This is a genomic window from Streptosporangium amethystogenes subsp. fukuiense (assembly GCF_042665875.1).
In the GTDB taxonomy this organism is placed as follows: Bacteria; Actinomycetota; Actinomycetes; order Streptosporangiales; family Streptosporangiaceae; genus Streptosporangium; species Streptosporangium fukuiense.
Genome location: NZ_JBHTEE010000001.1, coordinates 6,356,318 through 6,372,933, shown reverse-complemented (window position 1 = coordinate 6,372,933; position 16,616 = coordinate 6,356,318). Strand labels below are relative to the sequence as shown.

Here is a 16,616-nt window from a genome sequence, read left to right as displayed (position 1 = left end):
CCCGGCCGCCTAGGCCGACGGGTCAAGGACCCCGGTGCTCACCAGGGCGATGATGAGGACGCCGAGGGCGATCCGGTAGATCACGAAGCCGGTGAAGCGGTGGGTGCTGATGTACTTCAGGAACCACGAGACCGCCAGGTAGCCCACGACGAAGGAGATCACGGTGGCCAGGATCGTCGGGCCCCAGTCGGGCGCCGGGCCTTCGCCGATCTTCGACAGCTCCAGGAAGCCGGCGCCGAGCACGGCCGGGATGGCCAGCAGGAAGGAGTACTTCGCGGCCTCCTCCCTGCGGTAGTCCAGCAGCAGCCCGGCGCTGATCGTGCCGCCGGAGCGTGACACGCCGGGAATCAGCGCGAGGGACTGGGCGAAGCCGTAGACCAGGGCGTGGGTGAAGCTGAGGTGCCGCTCCAGGGTGAGCCTGTTGCGGGCGGTGCGGTCGGCGAACCACAGGATGAGACCGAAGACGATCAGGGTCGTGCCGATCAGGCGCAGGTCGCGGAAGACGCTCTCGATGGAGTCCTTGAAGAGCAGGCCGAGCACCACGATCGGAATGGTTCCCACGATGACGTACCAGCCCATCCGGGCGGAGTGGTGGCCGCGCAGGTCGGGTGTCCACAGGGAACGCGTCCAGGTGGAGATGATCTCCCAGATCTCCTTGCGGAAATAGATCACCACCGCGGCCTCGGTGCCGAGCTGGATGACCGCGGTGAACGCGGCCCCGGGGTCCTCCCAGCCGAAGAACGCCGAGGCGACCCGGATGTGGGCGCTGGAGGAGATCGGCAGAAACTCCGTCAGTCCCTGGATCAGTCCGAGTACCACCGCTTCGAACCAGCTGATCACTTGAGCACCTTCCGTACCAGCACGTGCGTAGCGTACGCGAGGCTAGCGCAGGGACGGGCCGGCTGTGACCCGGTCCGCAGGCTGAGATGTGCCATCGGCCGCGAACCGGCCGGGCCCGCCGCCGGAGGGGACGGCATGGTGACCGCGGAGTGTCGGAGCGGTCACCTGGACATTTTGGGCAGCCCCAAAACCTAGTACCACTTAAGCCGTTGCCAAGTTGGACGCAAGAGGGGTTCACATACTCCGACCTAAGGAGTTCGCCTAACGAAACGGCGTCATATGGCAGCGCAATCCCCCCTGACCGTCCTGCATCTGTTTCAGGAGCGCGTGCGAGCCGCACCCCAGGCGATCGCGCTGATCACGTCGGACGGCGTTCTCACCTACCAGGCGCTGGACGCCCTGTCGACTCGGTTGGCGAAGCGGATCGCCGGGTTCGGGGCGGCCCCGGAGTCTCTCGTCGGGGTTCTCGCGGATCGCTCCGTACTCCTCGTCGCGGCCCAGCTCGCCGTGTTGAAGACGGGCTCCGCCTTCGTGCCGCTCGATCCGTCGGCTCCGGCCGAGCGCCTCCACACCATGTTGGACGACGCCCGGGTCGTCGCCGTGGTGACCAACTCGAACTGGTCGGCGCGGCTGACGCACCCCGACGCTCCTCCCTTGATCCTCGTCGAGGACCTCGAAAGCGAGGACCTCGAAAGCGAGGAAACGGAAGGCGGGGTCCTCGCAGGCGGGGAGACCACTCGGTCACACCTCGACAGGCTTGTCTACACCATTTACACGTCCGGCTCGACCGGGCGCCCGAAGGGGGTCCTGGTACCACACGGCGGGCTGGTCAACGTGGTGCGATGGCACCACGAGGAGTTCGGCATCACGGCGGAGGACCGGAGCGCGCTCATCGCCGGCCCTGCCTTCGACGGAAGCGTCTTTTGGATCTGGACCTACCTGACGGTGGGGGCGAGTATCGCGGTACCGGACGCCGACACCCTGGGTTCCCTCACCTCTCTGCGTGACTGGGTCGTGGCACAGGAGATCACCGCCTGTTTCTTCCCCACGCCCGTCGTCGAAGCTCTCATCGATCTCGACTGGCCGCCTGCGACGAAGCTCCGGATCATGTTCACCGGCGCGGACCGCCTCACCCGTCACCCGCCTCCGGGGCTTCCCTTCCGCCTGGTGAACGGCTACGGCCCCACGGAATGCTCGGTCATGGCCACCGTCGCCGAGATACCCGCCCACGCTGAGCACACCGGCGCGCCTTCGATCGGCAAGGCCATCGGCAACGTGGACGTCTACCTGCTCGACGAGCACCTCGAACCGGTGCCGTCCGGCGAGGCCGGCGAGATCTACATCGGCGGAGCCGGAGTGGCCAGAGGCTACCTGGGGCGACCCGAGCTGACGGCCGAGGTCTTCATCCCGGACCCGTTCGGTGGATCGGCGGGCGCGCGACTCTACAAGACGGGTGACTTCGCCAGGACCAGGCCCGATGGCCGGCTTGATTTCATCGGTCGCGCCGACCACCAGGTGAAACTCCGGGGTTACCGGATCGAGCTCGGCGAGATCGAGGTGGTGCTCGGCCGGCACCCCCACGTGCGGTCCGCCACGGTGCTCCTCCAGCAGGACCAGCTCGTCGCCTATGTCGTCATGAGCGGTGGGACGGTTGAGGAGTTGCGGGCGTTTCTCGGTGCCAAGCTCCCCGAGTACATGGTTCCCGCGCGCTTCGTCCCGCTCGCGGAGATGCCGCTCACCCTCAACGGGAAGGTCGATCTCCGCGCGCTGCCCTCGGTCCAGGTCGCCGACACGGTCCGTGACTCGACGTCACCCCGGACGCCCACCGAAGCGGCCGTCGCCGAGGTGTGGCGGCGCGTCTTCGACCTGGAGCGGGTCGGCGTCCACGACGACTTCTTCGCACTGGGAGGTCACTCGCTCACCGCGATGCGGATGGCCGTGCAACTGGAGGACGTCCTGCGCAGGCCGGTCCAGTCGAGGATCTTCTTCGAGCATCCCACCGTCGCGGCCGTCGCCAGAGAGATCGACGGCGGAGTGCAGGAAGCGTCGCGGCCTCTCGTCCTCGGCTCGGTGAGCGAGTGGTCGCCGCTCTCGCCCGCACAGCAGCGGCTGTGGTTCATCGACCGCCTGGTTCCCGGCAGCGCTCTCTACAACGTGCCGACCTCTTACACGATCGACGGCGACCTGGACGCCGCCGCGCTCGAACGCGCGGTGAACGAGATCGTCAGGCGGCACGAACCCCTGCGCACCCGCTATGACGAGCGGTCGGGCCTGCCCGTCCAGCACGTGGACACCTGGCGGCCCGTTCCCTTCGTCACCGCCGACCTGCGCGGGCTCCCGGGCGAGCGGCGGGCCGAACTCGTCGACGCCGACGCCCGGGCCCCCTTCGACCTCCGTACCGGCTCGCTGCTGCGGGGGCTGCTGCTGCGGCTCGCCGACGACCGGCACGAGCTCCTGCTGACCGTGCACCACATCGCGTTCGACGGCTGGTCGGCGAGCGTCCTCCTCACCGAGCTGGGCGAACTGTACGAGGCGATCGTCACCGGGCGTCCCCCGGCACTGCCCACACTCACCGCCCGCTACGCCGACCTCACCGCCTGGTCGTCGGAGCGGCTGCAGAGCGTTGCCGAGGAACAGCTGGTGTTCTGGGGCGGACGTCTGGCGCGACTGCCCGATTCCCTGGAACTGCCCTACGACCGCCCTCGTTCCCCGGCCAGGAGCCACCGCGGCGCGAAGCTTCGCCGTCCGCTGCCCGCCGGGCTCGTCCCCACCCTGGAGTCGGTGGGCGTGCAGGCGCGGGCCAGCCTGTTCATGGTGATGTTCGCCGCCTTCCAGGTGCTGCTCCGCCGCTACACGGGCCGGCAGGACATCGTGGTGGGGGTGCCCGTCGCGGGACGTGACCACCCGGAGGCGGAACGGCTGGTCGGCTTCTTCACGAACACGCTTCCCCTCAGGGTCGACCTGCCGGGGGACCCCTTGTTCGCCGACCTGCTCCGCGAGGTGCGGCGGACGGCTCTCGACGCGTCGGCCAACGCCGACGTCCCCTTCGAGCGGATCGTCGAGAGCCTCGGCCTCGGCGGGGGAGCCGCCCACAACCCGCTCGTCCAGGTCCTGTTCGTGATGCAGCAGGAGGTGCCCGCCGCGCACGCCGCCGGAATCCGCGTCGCGATGAACGGGGAGATCGACAACGGCTGCGCCAAGTTCGACCTGCTGACATCCGTCGACTTCCCGCCGGACGGTCCCGTGCTGACCGTCGAGTACAGCACCGACCTGTTCGACGCCGAGACGATGGAGCTGTTCCTCGCGCACTACGAGGAGGTGTTGCGAGGGGTGGCCGAAAACCCGCTCCGCCGGATCTCCGAGCTTCCGCCGGCGGCGGGGACCGAGCAGCTGCGCGGCCCCCGTGCGGAGCCCGCCGACGCCCGCCCGCACACGGCGGTCGAGTTCGAGGGCGCCCACCCCGCACCCGTACCGGGGAGCGAGGTGTTCGTCGCCCCGGCGACGGCACTGGAGAAGGTCATCGCCATGAGCTGGGGCGAGATCCTCGGGGCGGAGGAGGTGGGGCTCCACGACGACTTCTTCACCCTGGGCGGTCACTCCCTCCTCGCCACGCGCGCGGCCTCGGCCCTTCGGGAGGCGCTGGACGTCGACGTCCCGTTGAAGGTCCTGTTCGAGGGACCCACCGTCGCCGCGCTGGCGAGGACGCTGCTCGACGAGCACGGCCCCGGCCTGGAGGAGGCGGCCGAGCTGTTCCTGGTGGTCGCCACCTCCTCCGACAGCGACATGGAAGTACTTCTGCGAGAGATCGGAAAAACCGGGTGAACAGTGATCAGTTGTCGCCGCGCCGGCGCGAGCTGCTGGAGGCGCTGAGGAGGGAACGGCGGCTACCGGCCCGCTCCGGCGGCATCCCCCGGCGCGAGCCGTCGGAGCGGGCGCCGATGTCGTTCTCCCAGCAACGGCTCTGGTACCTGGACCGGATGCTGCCGGGCACGAGCCTGTACCTGGTGCCCGTCGCCTACCGGCTTCAGGGACCGCTCGACCACGAGGCGCTGGTCAAGGCGCTGAACGAGCTGGTCGCCCGGCACGAGAGCCTGCGGACGACCTTCGCCATGGACGGTGCCGAGCCGGTGCAGCTCATCGCGGCGGACCTGCGCCTGGACCTGCCCGTCATCGACTGCGACGGCGAGGACGAGCTGTGGTCGCGGCTGGCGGCGCTGGCCGCGGAGCCGATGGACCTGGGCCGCGGGCCGCTGCTGCGCGGGCGGCTGCTGCGGCGCGGCCCCGAGGAGCACGTCCTGCTGCTGACCTTCCACCACGCCGTCGCCGACGACTGGTCGCTTGAGGTGTTCAACCGCGAGCTGGGCGAGCTGTACACGGCTCATCGCGCCGGTCGGCCGGTGGAACTGCCTGAGCCGGCCATCCAGTACCCGGACTTCGCGGTCTGGCAGCGGGAGTGGTCGGCGGGCCCCGAGTACGACGCCCAGCTCTCCCACTGGCGGCGGGCCCTCGAAGGCGCCCCCCAGGTGCTGGAGCTCCTCCCCGACCGGCCGCGCCCGCCGGCGCAGTCGTTCGAGGGCAGGTCGCTGCCGTTCCGCGTCGAAGGGCCGGCGGAGGAGTTCCACGCTTTCTGCCGAGGCCTGGGCGCCACCCCGGCCATGGTGCTGCTGGCCGCCTTCCAGATCCTGCTGGCCCGCTACACCGGGCACACCGACATCGTCGTCGGCACCCCGATCGCCAACCGCGACCGCGCGGAGCTGGAAGGTCTCATCGGGTTCCTCACCAACACCGTGGTGATCCGTACGGACGTCTCGGGGAACCCCTCCTTCGCGGCGGTCGTGGCGCGCGTGCGCGAGGCGATGCTGGACGCGCACGCCAACCAGGGCCTGCCCTTCGAGAAGCTGGTCGAGGCGCTGCGCCCGGAACGTCACCTCAGCCGCAGCCCGCTCTTCCAGATGATGTTCATCTACCAGCAGGGAGCCGAGTCCCGGCCGGACCTGGACGAGCTGACCGTCACCCCCGTCCAGCTGCCCTGCGAGACGTCGAAGTTCGATCTGACACTCGCCGTACGGGACGGCGAGGACGGCATCGAGGGGTCCGTCGAGTACAGCACCGACCTGTTCGACGAGGTCTCGATCCGCGGTCTCAGCCGTCACTTCGGCACACTCCTGGCCGCCGCCGTGGCCGACGCGACGACGCCGGTCTGGGAACTGCCGATCCTGTCGCCCGTGGAACGCGAGCGGATTCTCCTCGGGTGGAACCAGACCGACCAGCCGATCGGTGAGAACCTCGTCCACCGGATGTTCACCCTGCGCGCCCGGTCCGTCCCGGACGCCGTGGCCGTCGTGGACGAAGGCGGGGAGCTGACCTACCGGGAGCTCGACGCCGCTTCCGACGAGTGGGCGCGGGCTCTCCAGGCGCTGGGGGTCGGCCGCGGCGGCCTGGTCGGGATCTGCCTGGAGCGCTCCGTCGAGTTCGCCGTCGCCTTCCTCGCCGTGCTCAAGGCGGGCGGGGCGTACGTACCGCTGGACCCCGCACAGCCGAGGGACCGGCTGGCCTTCGTGCTCGACGACACGCAGGCGGCTCTGCTGCTGACCTCGGGGCGGCTCGCCGACCGGTTCGCCGACTCGTCGGCCCGGGTGGTCGAGGTGGAGACGCTCGACGGCTCCGAGGCGCCCCCGTTGCGGGAGAGCGGGACCGGCCACGACGACCTGGCCTACGTCATCTACACCTCCGGCTCGACCGGGCGGCCCAAGGGCGTGATGGTCACACATCGCGGCATCGCCAACTACGCGGCCTGGGCCCGCGACGAGTACGCCCCCGTCGGCGGCGCGCCGGTCCACTCCTCCGTCGGGTTCGACCTGACCGTCACGAGCCTGCTGGTGCCGCTGCTCGCCGGTGGCACGGTGCACCTGCTGCCCGAGGACGCGGGGGCCGAGGGGCTCGGCGAGGCGCTCCTGGCCGGGCGGGCGCCGTACGGCCTCACGAAGATCACCCCTGCTCACCTGGAGGTCGTGGCACACCAGCTCCCGCCGCACGAGGCCGCAGGGAGGACCAGGAGTTTCGTGATCGGCGGGGAGAGCCTGCTCGCCGAGAACATCGCGTTCTGGCGCCGGCACGCTCCGGACACCCGCCTGATCAACGAGTACGGTCCGACGGAGACCACGGTCGGATGCGCCACCTACGAGGTCTCCGAGCGGTCGCCGGTCACCGGGGCGGTCCCGATCGGCCGTCCCATCGCCAACACCAGGCTGTACGTCCTCGACCCCCTGCTGAACCCGGTCCCCGTCGGGGTGGCCGGTGAACTCCACGTCGGTGGGGCGGGCGTCGCCCGCGGCTACCTGAACCGCCCGGGGCTGACCGCCGAGCGGTTCCTGCCCGACCCGTTCTCGACGTCGGGCGGCGAGCGCATGTACCGGACGGGAGACATCGTCCGCTACCGCGCCGACGGCAACCTGGAATACCTTGGCCGGCAGGACACCCAGGTGAAGCTGCGCGGGTTCCGCGTCGAGCTGGGTGAGATCGAGGCCGTGATGACGCGGCTGCCCGCCGTCGCCGACGTGGCGGTGGCGCTCAGGGAGGACACCCCCGGCGACAGACGCCTGGTCGCCTATGTCGTGAAGTCCGGCGACGGCGACGGCGGCGGTGACCAAGGCGGTGTCGGCGCGCTGCGCGAGGCGCTCAGAGCCGAACTGCCCGACTACATGGTCCCCTCCGCGTTCGTCGTCCTGGACGCGTTGCCGCTGACGGCGAACGGCAAGGTCGACAGGGCCGCGCTGCCCGCCCCGTCCTCCGGGCCGGTCCCCGAGCCCGCGCGCGACAACGATGTGGAGGGGGACGTGGAGGGGATCGTCGCGGGCGTGTGGAGGACGCTGCTCGGCCGGGACGACGTCGGGGCGCACGACAACTTCTTCGAGGTCGGCGGCCACTCACTGCTGCTGCTCGCCGTACACGGGAAGCTGGTGGAGCTGTTCGGCGACCGGCTCACCGTCACCGACCTTTTCCGCCACCCCACGATCCGCTCGCTGGCCGGCTTCCTCGTCGCCGGGGAACCCGCCAAGGCCACCGTGGCGGTGAAGGCCACCGCGCCCTCCGGCGGCGCCATCGCCGTCGTCGGGATGGCCTGCCGTTTCCCCGGCGCCCGTACGCCGGAGGAGTTCTGGAGGAACATCGACGGCGGGGTGGAGGCCGTCCGGCCCTTCTCCGACGAGGAGATCCTCTCCGACGGCGGCGACCCCGCCCTGCTCGGCGACCCCGCCTACGTCAAGGCCGGCACCGTACTCGCCGACATCGACCGGTTCGACGCGGGGTTCTTCGACCTCACCCCCCGCGAGGCGGAGATCCTCGACCCGCAGCACCGCCTGTTCCTGGAATGCTCCTGGGAGGCGCTGGAGTACGCGGGGTACGACCCGCACCGGTACTCCGGGCAGATCGGGGTGTTCGCCGGCTCGGGCAGGAGCACCTACCTGACCGACAATCTCCTCCACGCCCCCGAGGTCGTCCGCGCGGTCGGTGAGTACCAGCTGATGCTCAGCACCGACAAGGACTTCCTGCCCACCCGTGTCTCCTACAAGTTCAACCTGCGCGGTCCGAGCATCAGCGTGAACACGGCCTGCTCGACCTCGCTGGTGGCGATCCACCTCGCGGGAACGAGCCTGCTGTCGGGCGAGTGCGACATCGCGCTGGCCGGCGGGGCGAGGGTCGACGCGGCGCAGCGCCGCGGTTACCTCTACCAGGTGGGCGGCATCGAGTCCCCGGACGGCCACTGCCGTCCGTTCGACGTGGACGCGCAGGGCACGTTCGGCTCCAGCGGCGTCGGAGTGGTGGCGCTCAAGCGGCTTGAGGACGCGATCGCCGACGGCGACGTCATCCACGCGGTCATCCGCGGCTCCGCGGTGAACAACGACGGCGCGCGCAAGGTGGGCTATGTCGCCCCCGCCGTCGACGGGCAGGCGGAGGTGATCGAGCGGGCGCTGGCCGTGGCCGGCGTCTCCCCGGGCACGATCGACTACATCGAGACGCACGGCACGGCGACGCCGCTCGGCGACCCGATCGAGGTCGCCGCCCTGGCCCAGGTCTACGGGCGCGAGGAGACCTCGCGGCCCTGCGCCCTCGGCTCGGTGAAGTCCAACATCGGCCACACCGACGCGGCCGCCGGCGTCGCGGGACTGATCAAGACGGTCATGGCGCTCAAGGACGGCACGCTGCCCGCGAGCCTCAACTTCAGCGCGCCCAACCCCAGGATCGACTTCGACGGCACGCGCTTCTACGTCAACACCGAATCGCGTGCCTGGCCCACCGGTGACGGCCCCCGCCGGGCCGCGGTCAGCTCGTTCGGAATGGGCGGCACGAACGCCCACGTCATCCTTGAGGAGGCGCCGCGGGTCCCGCCCAGGGACACCGCCGACGACCCGGAGCTTCTCATCCTGTCCGCCAGGACGCCCTCCGCTCTGGACGCGGTGACCGAGCGGCTCGGCGACCACCTGCGCGACCACCCCGAGGTGAGCCTCGCGAGCGCGGCCACGACGCTGCGGCTGGGACGGCGCGAGCTGGACCACCGGCGGACGCTGGTCTCCGCCGACCGCAAGGCCGCCGTCGAGATCCTGACCGCGAAGGACCCGCAGCGGCTCCGTTCGGGAACGGCCCGGCGGACGCGTGGCGTGGCGTTCGTCTTCCCGGGGCAGGGGTCCCAGTACCCGGCCATGGGCGCGGATCTGTACCGGCGGGAGGGCGTGTTCCGCGCGACCGTCGACCTCTGCTCGGAGTTCCTGCGTCCGCACCTCGGCCTGGACCTGCGCGACGTCCTCTACGCCGGCGACGGCTCGACGCTGCAGCAGACCTGGCTGACCCAGCCCGCCCTGTTCGTCACCGAGTACGCCCTCGCCCGCCACCTGATGGAGTGGGGGGTGCGGCCCGCGGCCATGGCGGGCCACAGCATCGGTGAGTACGTCGCCGCCTGCCTGGCCGGGGTCTTCTCCGTCGAGGACGCGCTGAGACTGGTCAGCGCCAGAGGCCGCCTGGTCCAGGACCTGCCCTCGGGGGCCATGCTCGCCGTGCCCCTGCCCGAGACGGAGGTGCGCTGGCTGCTGGACGAGGAGTTGTCGCTGGCCGCGGTCAACGGGCCCGCGCTCTGCGTGGTGGCGGGCCCGCACTCGGCCGTCGCCGCGGTCGAGGAGCGGCTGTCGCGGCGCGGCGTCACCTGCCGGCAGCTGCGGACCTCCCACGCGTTCCACTCCTCGATGCTGGACCCCGTCCTGGACGCCTTCGCCGCCGAGGTGGGCCGGGTGTCCCTCCAGCCGCCCCGGCTCCCCTACCTGTCGAACGTCACCGGATCGTGGGTCACCGCCGAGGAGGCGACCGACCCGGCCTTCTGGGCACGGCACCTGCGGGAGACCGTGCGGTTCGGCGACTGCGCCCGGATCCTCCTGGATGAGGGCCACGCCGTCGCGGAGGTGGGACCCGGCCGTACGCTCGCCACGTTCCTGCGGAACCGGGACGGCGGCCGGCCGGACCGGCGGGAGGAGGACGGGCCGGAGACCCCGGCGAACGCCGTCGTCACGCTGATGCGGCACCCGGCCGACGACACGGACGACCTCGCCCACGTGCTGGACGGGGTGGGCCGGCTCTGGCTCGCCGGCGTGCCGGTCGACTGGGCCCGCCTTCCAGAGGGCGGGCCGCGAGTGCCCCTGCCCACCTACCCGTTCGAGCGGAAAAGGCACTGGGTCCAGGGGCGGGGAACGCCCGCCCAGCCGGCGGAGGAGGCCGTCGACGGCCTCTCTCCTGGCTCCCCCCTCTCCTCGCCGGAACCCGCGCCCGGTGACGCGATGCGGGCACGCATCGCCGCGGTGTGGGAGGAACTCTTCGGCATCACCCCCATCGGGGACCACGACGACTTCTTCGAGCTGGGCGGTCACTCGCTGCTGGCCACCCAGCTCGTGGCCAGACTCCGCTCGGTCCTCGGGGTGGAGATCCCGATCGAGGCCGTGTTCGAGCACCCCACCGTGGCCCGTCTGGCCGCGTCGCTCCTGGAGTCCGGGATCGTCACCGAGGAGCGTCCCGAATCCGTCACCAAGGAACCTCCGGGGAAACCGGACGACGGGGAGCATCCCGAGTCCGTCACCAAGGAACCTCCGGGCGAGGTCACGGAGGAACCGCCGGGGAAACCGGACGGCGGCCCCCTGCCGCTCTCCTTCGCGCAGCGGCGCATCTGGTTCATGGACCAGATGTACCCCGACCAGCGCGCGTACACGATCGCCGTGCCGCTGGAGCTGGAGGGCGAGCTGGACGAGCGCGCTCTGCAGGCCGCCGTACAGGAGATCGTCCACCGGCACGAGGCGCTTCGTACGACCTTCCCGGTGTCCGGCGGGGAACCGGTCCAGCTGGTCGCCGCGCCCGGCCCGGTCGAGCTGCCGGTGATCGAGGTTCCCGATATGACGGCCGCCGAACAGGTCGCGTCCGAGCTGGCGAGGACCCGGTTCGACCTGGCGGAGGGGCCCGTGTTCCTGGCCGCCCTGCTACGGTTGGGACCGACGCACCACGTCCTGTCCCTGAACATGCACCACATCGTCTCCGACGGGTGGTCGATGGGGATCATGGCCAGGGAGCTGGGCGTCCTCTACAACGCGTTCGCCGCGAACCGTGAATCGCCGCTGGGCGACCTGCCCCTGAGCTACGGTGACTACACGCGGTGGCAGCGCGAACGGGTGGAAGAGGTCCTGGAGCCCGAGCTGGCCTACTGGACGCGGCAGCTGGCGGACGCGCCGCCGGCCCTGGAACTGCCGACGGACAAACCCCGGCCGCCACTGCAGACCTTCGACGGCGCGGTCTCCACCCGGCTGCTTCCCCTGGATCTGGCGGACCGGCTGCGCGGGCTCAGCAGGGAGCGCGGGCTGACCCTCTACATGACGCTGCTCGGCGCGTTGCAGACACTCCTGTACCGCTACACCGGGCAGTCCGACATCTGTGTCGGTTCGCCGGTGGCCGGGCGTACCCGATCCGAGCATGAGGAACTGATCGGGTGTTTCCTGAACACACTCGTACTGCGTACCCGGCTCGACGGCCAGATGTCGTTCGACGACCTCCTTCCCCAGGTCCGCGAGACGGCCCTGAACGCGTACGCGCGCCAGGACGTCCCGTTCGAGCGGCTGGTCGACGCGCTCAACCTGCCCAGGGACCCCAGCAGGAACCCCCTCTTCCAGGTCATGTTCAACCTGATGAACCTGCCCTCGGACGAGGTGCTGATGGACGGGCTGCAGGTCCGCAGGCCGGATGTCAACGCGAACGCCTCCCAGGTCGACCTGGGGCTCTACGTCTACGAGGTGGACGGCGGGCTCGACTGCCAACTGAAGTACAACACGGACCTCTTCGAGGAGCGCACCGTCGAGCGCATGCTCGGACACTTCGAGACCCTGTTGGAGGCGTTCGTCGCGGATCCCTCGATCCGGCTCGCCGACGTCGAGTTCCTGACCCCCGCCGAGCGCCGTGAACAGCTCGTCGAGTGGAATATCTCGGCGGATGACCAGGTACCCGCCTGCCGTATCCACGAACTGGTCGAGCGGCAGGCGGATCGCACCCCCGAGGCGATCGCGGTCACCTTCGACGGGTTCTCGCTGACCTACCGCCAGCTCGACCGGCGGGCGAACCGGCTGGCCCACCGTCTCCGCTCGCTCGGCGTCGGTCCCGACGTGCTGGTGGGGGTGGCCGTCGAACGCTCGCAGACGATGATGGTGGCACTGCTGGCGGTGCTCAAGGCCGGTGGGGCGTATGTACCGCTCGACCCGATGTACCCGCGCGACCGCCGGACGTACATGCTGGAGAACTCCGGGGCCGCTGTCCTGATCACCCAGGAGGGGATCCTGGACGACTACGAGGGGTACGGCGGGCAGACGGTCCTGCTGGACGCCGACATCGAGCAGGAGAGCGCCGACAGACCCGAGGTGCCGACTCCCGCCTCAAGCCTCGCCTACATCATCTACACCTCGGGATCGACCGGCCGCCCCAAGGGCGTGGCCGTCCCGCACTCGGCGGCCGTCAACCTCCTGCACTCCGTGGGGCGCGCGCCGGGGATGAAACCGTCGGACACGCTCGTGGCCGTGGCGAGCTTCGCCTTCGACATCTCGGTCCTGGACATGTTCCTTCCCCTCTCCGTCGGAGCCCGGGTGGTGATCGCGACCCGCGACCAGGCGTATGACGCGACGAGGCTGGCCGCTCTGATGGCCGCGGAGAACGCGACGTTCCTGCAGGTCACGCCCGCCACCTGGCACCTGCTGGTGTCGTCGGGGTGGCAGGGTATACCTGGGCTCAAGGCCGTGACAGGAGGGGATGCGCTGCCCGCCGCGCTGGCCGCCGACCTGCTCGACCGAACCGGCGAGCTGTGGAACATGTACGGCCCGACGGAAACGACGATCTACTCGACCGGGGCGCGGGTCCATAAGGACGGCGGCCCCATCACGATTGGCCCCCCGATCGCGAACACCCAGGTCTACGTGCTCGACCCCGCGATGCGGATCCTTCCCGTCGGCGCCGTCGGCGAGATTCACATCGGCGGCCTGGGGGTGGCCCGGGGCTATCTCGGACAGCCCGACGTCACCGCCGACCGGTTCGTTCCCGATCCCTACGGGCCCGTTCCGGGGGCGCGGCTCTACCGCAGCGGGGACCTCGGCCGGTTCCGGCCGGATGGCACCGTCGAGTTCGTCGGGCGCAATGACGCGCAGGTGAAGGTGCGCGGCTTCCGCATCGAACTGGGCGAGATCGAAACCCAACTGCTGGCGCACCCCACGGTGCGCGACGCGGTGGTGGTCGTCCGCGAGGAGGACGGCGCCAAGGAGATCGTCGCCTATCTGCGGCCGCACCCCGGCCAGGACCCGGTCGATGCCGGTGAGTGGCGGACTTACCTGCGCAGGAACCTGCCCGACTACATGGTGCCCACGGCATTCGTGACGATGGAGGACTTTCCGCTCACCCCGAACGGCAAGGTGAACCGGCAGGCCCTGCCCGCTCCCGACCGTACCCGCTCCTTCGACGAGAGCGGCTACGTCGCGCCGAGGACCCCGCTGGAGATGACTCTGGCCACGCAGTGGGCGGAGGTACTGGGCGTGGAACGTCTCGGGATCGACGACAACTTCTTCGACCTGGGCGGCGACTCGTTCAAAGCCGTGCGTGCCGTCAGTGGGAACAGCCTTTCCGCCGGTGTGCTGGACCTTTTCAACAACCCGACCGTCCGCTCGTTCGCTGAGCACGCCGGAGAGCGGAGCGCGCCGGAGAGCGGAGGGCGGAGCAGGAGACTTTTCCACGAGCTGACGCCACCCCGTCCCAAGGGGGACTCCCCCTTGACGATCGTCTGCCTGCCGTTCGCCGGCGCGGGTGCCATCATCTACCGGTCGCTCGCCGCCGCCGCCCCCTCCAACGTCTCCCTGTACGCGCTGGAGCCTCCAGGTCACGATGTCAACCGGCCAGACGAACCACTGCTCCCGATGGACGAGCTCCTGAACCGCTGCGTCGAGGAGATCAAGGAGCGGATCACCGGCCCGCTCGTCCTCTACGGGCACTGCATGGGGGGCGCGATGACCGTCGCGCTGGCCGAGCGGCTGGAGTCCGAGGGGATCGACTTCGCCCGGCTCTTCATCGGCGGCCATTTCCCGGCGCCCCGCCTGCCGGGAAGGCTGGCCGACCTGTTTAACAGGATCTTGCCGGCGGAACGTCGTATCTCCAAGCGCGCCCAGCTGGACTTCCTGCGTGCCATGGGATTCTTCACCGATGCCCTCACCGATGAGGAACAGGCGTTCCTGATGCGGGTGTTCTTCAGGGACGTCGAGAACGGTGAGGACTACTACACCGCCCGGTACCGGGACGGAACGGCACGCAAGCTCGCGGCGCCGATCGTCTCCGTGATCGGAACCGCCGACCGGGCCACCGAGCTGTACCAGGAACGGTTCAAGGAGTGGGAGGAGTTCTCGGACTCGGTGTCCCTGGAGCTCATCGAGGGGGCGGGTCACTACTTCCAGAAACACCAGGCAGCCGAGCTCATGGACATCATCACCTCCTATCATGGGCGGCCCGACGGCCGGAGCGGGAACGAACAGGCCCGGGATGATCACACGGAGAACGGCCGGGCCCGGGAGGAGCGGGCCGGAACACCGCCGGCGCGGACCTCACAGCCGAGCCTGCGGACGTTCTCCCTCGTCGCGGCAGGGCAGCTCGTCTCGGTCGTCGGCACGGGACTCACCACGTTCGCCATGGGTCTGTGGGTCTACCAGCGGTCCGGGTCGATCTCGCTGTTCGCGCTCACCGCGGTCCTGGCCCTCATACCCGCCGTGGTGCTGGCACCGATCGCCGGAACGCTGGCGGACCGCTGGGACCGGCGAAAGATCATGATCTTCGCCGACACCTTCGCCGCCTCGGGGACCCTCGGCCTCGGCACCCTCTTCATACTCGGCCATCTCGAACTCTGGCACATCTTCGTCGCCGTCACCATCGGCGCCTGTGCCAACGCGTTCCAGCAACCTGCCTACCTGGCCGCCGTCACCCAGCTCGTGCCCAAGCGGTACTACGGGAGGGCGAACGGCATCACCCAGCTCGGCAGCGCCGTCGGCACGACCCTGGCTCCCCTGCTGGGGGGCGCGCTCGCGGCCGTCATCGGGTTGCCGGGCATCCTTCTCATCGACCTGGCCACGTTCCTGATCGCCGTCACGATCACTCTCAGCGTCCGTTTCCCCGACACGCTCTTCCTCAAGAAGGAGGAGCCGTTCGGCAAGGAGCTCCTCGGCGGCTGGCGTTACATCTCACGGCGGCACGGCCTCGTGGCCATCATCGGCTTCACCGCCGTGCTGAACTTCATGATGGGGATGGTCGAGTTGCTGGCGACCCCCCTCGCGCTGTCACTGGGTGACCCCGCGGTGCTCGGCATGATCCTTGCCGCGAGCGGTGTGGGGCTGCTGGTGGGCAGCGCTCTCATGAGCGTGACAGGCGGCCTGCCCCGCCGTACCACGGGCATCATCGGGAGCTTCGTCCTGATCGGCCTGTCGATGGCCGTGATGGGGCTCTGGCCGCACCCGGTCTTCCCGGCTCTCGGCCTGTTCGGCATGGGCCTGGCCACCGCCGGGGTCAACACGCACTGGCTCTCCATCGTCCAGGCCAAGGTCGGGCTCGAACTCCAGGGCCGTGTGATCGCGACCACCCTGATGTTCAGCTGGATGATGGTGCCCGCCGGATTCCTGTCGGCGGCGCCGCTCGTGGAACACGTCTTCGAGCCGCTCGCGGCGGACCCGGGGCGAGGCATCGGATATCTCATGATCACCGCAGGTGTCTGCACGATGCTGCTCGGTCTCGCCGCCTACCGCTACCGGCCGGTCCGCCTTCTCGAAGACGACCTGCCGGACGTCATCCCCGACGCGAAGATCATCACCGACAAGGACGTACTCCAGGAGCTGGCCGACCGCCGGCTCACCGCAGAAGAGAGGGCCACCCGATGACCGCCGACCTCTACACCGTCGTGGTGAACCACGAGGAGCAGTACTCCATCTGGGCCGCCGGCCGGGCGATCCCCAACGGCTGGCGCGAGGTGGGGAAGACCGGTTCCAAGGAGGACTGCCTGGCCTACATCCAGACCGAGTGGACCGACATGCGCCCGCTGAGCCTCCGCGGCGAACTCGGCGGATGAGCACCCGTCGCGCGCGGGCACGTCCCCGCGGCGGGTGAACGGTGCGGGGCTGATTTGAAGGGGCGGCCGACCGGCCGCGAACAGTGAGGCTGGGCGGGGTCTGTGACCGCCCAGCCTCACC

4 protein-coding genes are annotated in these 16,616 nt (G+C 70.2%); 3 read left to right on the top strand and 1 reads right to left on the bottom strand.

The genetic code is table 11. The annotated features are described in order from the left end of the window. Positions 1 to 9 precede the first annotated feature (9 nt). The gene (locus tag ACFQVD_RS27690; protein WP_343964813.1) at positions 10 to 840 is read right to left on the bottom strand and encodes an undecaprenyl-diphosphate phosphatase; all 831 of its coding nucleotides are present in this window, start codon (positions 838 to 840) and stop codon (positions 10 to 12) included. A 327-nt stretch (positions 841 to 1,167) separates the two neighbouring features. Here ACFQVD_RS27690 and ACFQVD_RS27685 point away from each other — a divergent pair, with 327 nt between their 5' ends. The 3 genes from ACFQVD_RS27685 to ACFQVD_RS27675 are packed head-to-tail and all read left to right on the top strand — an operon-like array spanning position 1,168 to position 16,495. Beyond that, positions 1,168 to 4,662 (top strand): amino acid adenylation domain-containing protein, encoded by a 3,495-nt coding sequence (locus tag ACFQVD_RS27685; RefSeq protein ID WP_343964812.1) that lies wholly within the window; start codon positions 1,168 to 1,170, stop codon positions 4,660 to 4,662. Continuing rightward, positions 4,659 to 16,307, top strand: coding sequence for a non-ribosomal peptide synthetase/type I polyketide synthase (locus tag ACFQVD_RS27680; protein ID WP_343964810.1), 11,649 nt, complete (start codon positions 4,659 to 4,661; stop codon positions 16,305 to 16,307). Before ACFQVD_RS27685 ends, ACFQVD_RS27680 begins: the two co-directional genes overlap by 4 nt. Then, positions 16,304 to 16,495: an MbtH family protein gene (locus tag ACFQVD_RS27675; RefSeq protein ID WP_343964808.1), complete on the top strand. Its 192-nt coding sequence runs from the start codon at positions 16,304 to 16,306 to the stop codon at positions 16,493 to 16,495. The genes ACFQVD_RS27680 and ACFQVD_RS27675 overlap by 4 nt, the downstream gene beginning before the upstream one ends. Positions 16,496 to 16,616: the final 121 nt, after the last annotated feature.

Coding starts and splice junctions, on each gene's coding strand:
- ACFQVD_RS27675 (WP_343964808.1), top strand. CDS start 16,304: ATGACCGCCGACCTCTACACCGTCGTGGTGAACCACGAGGAGCAGTAC.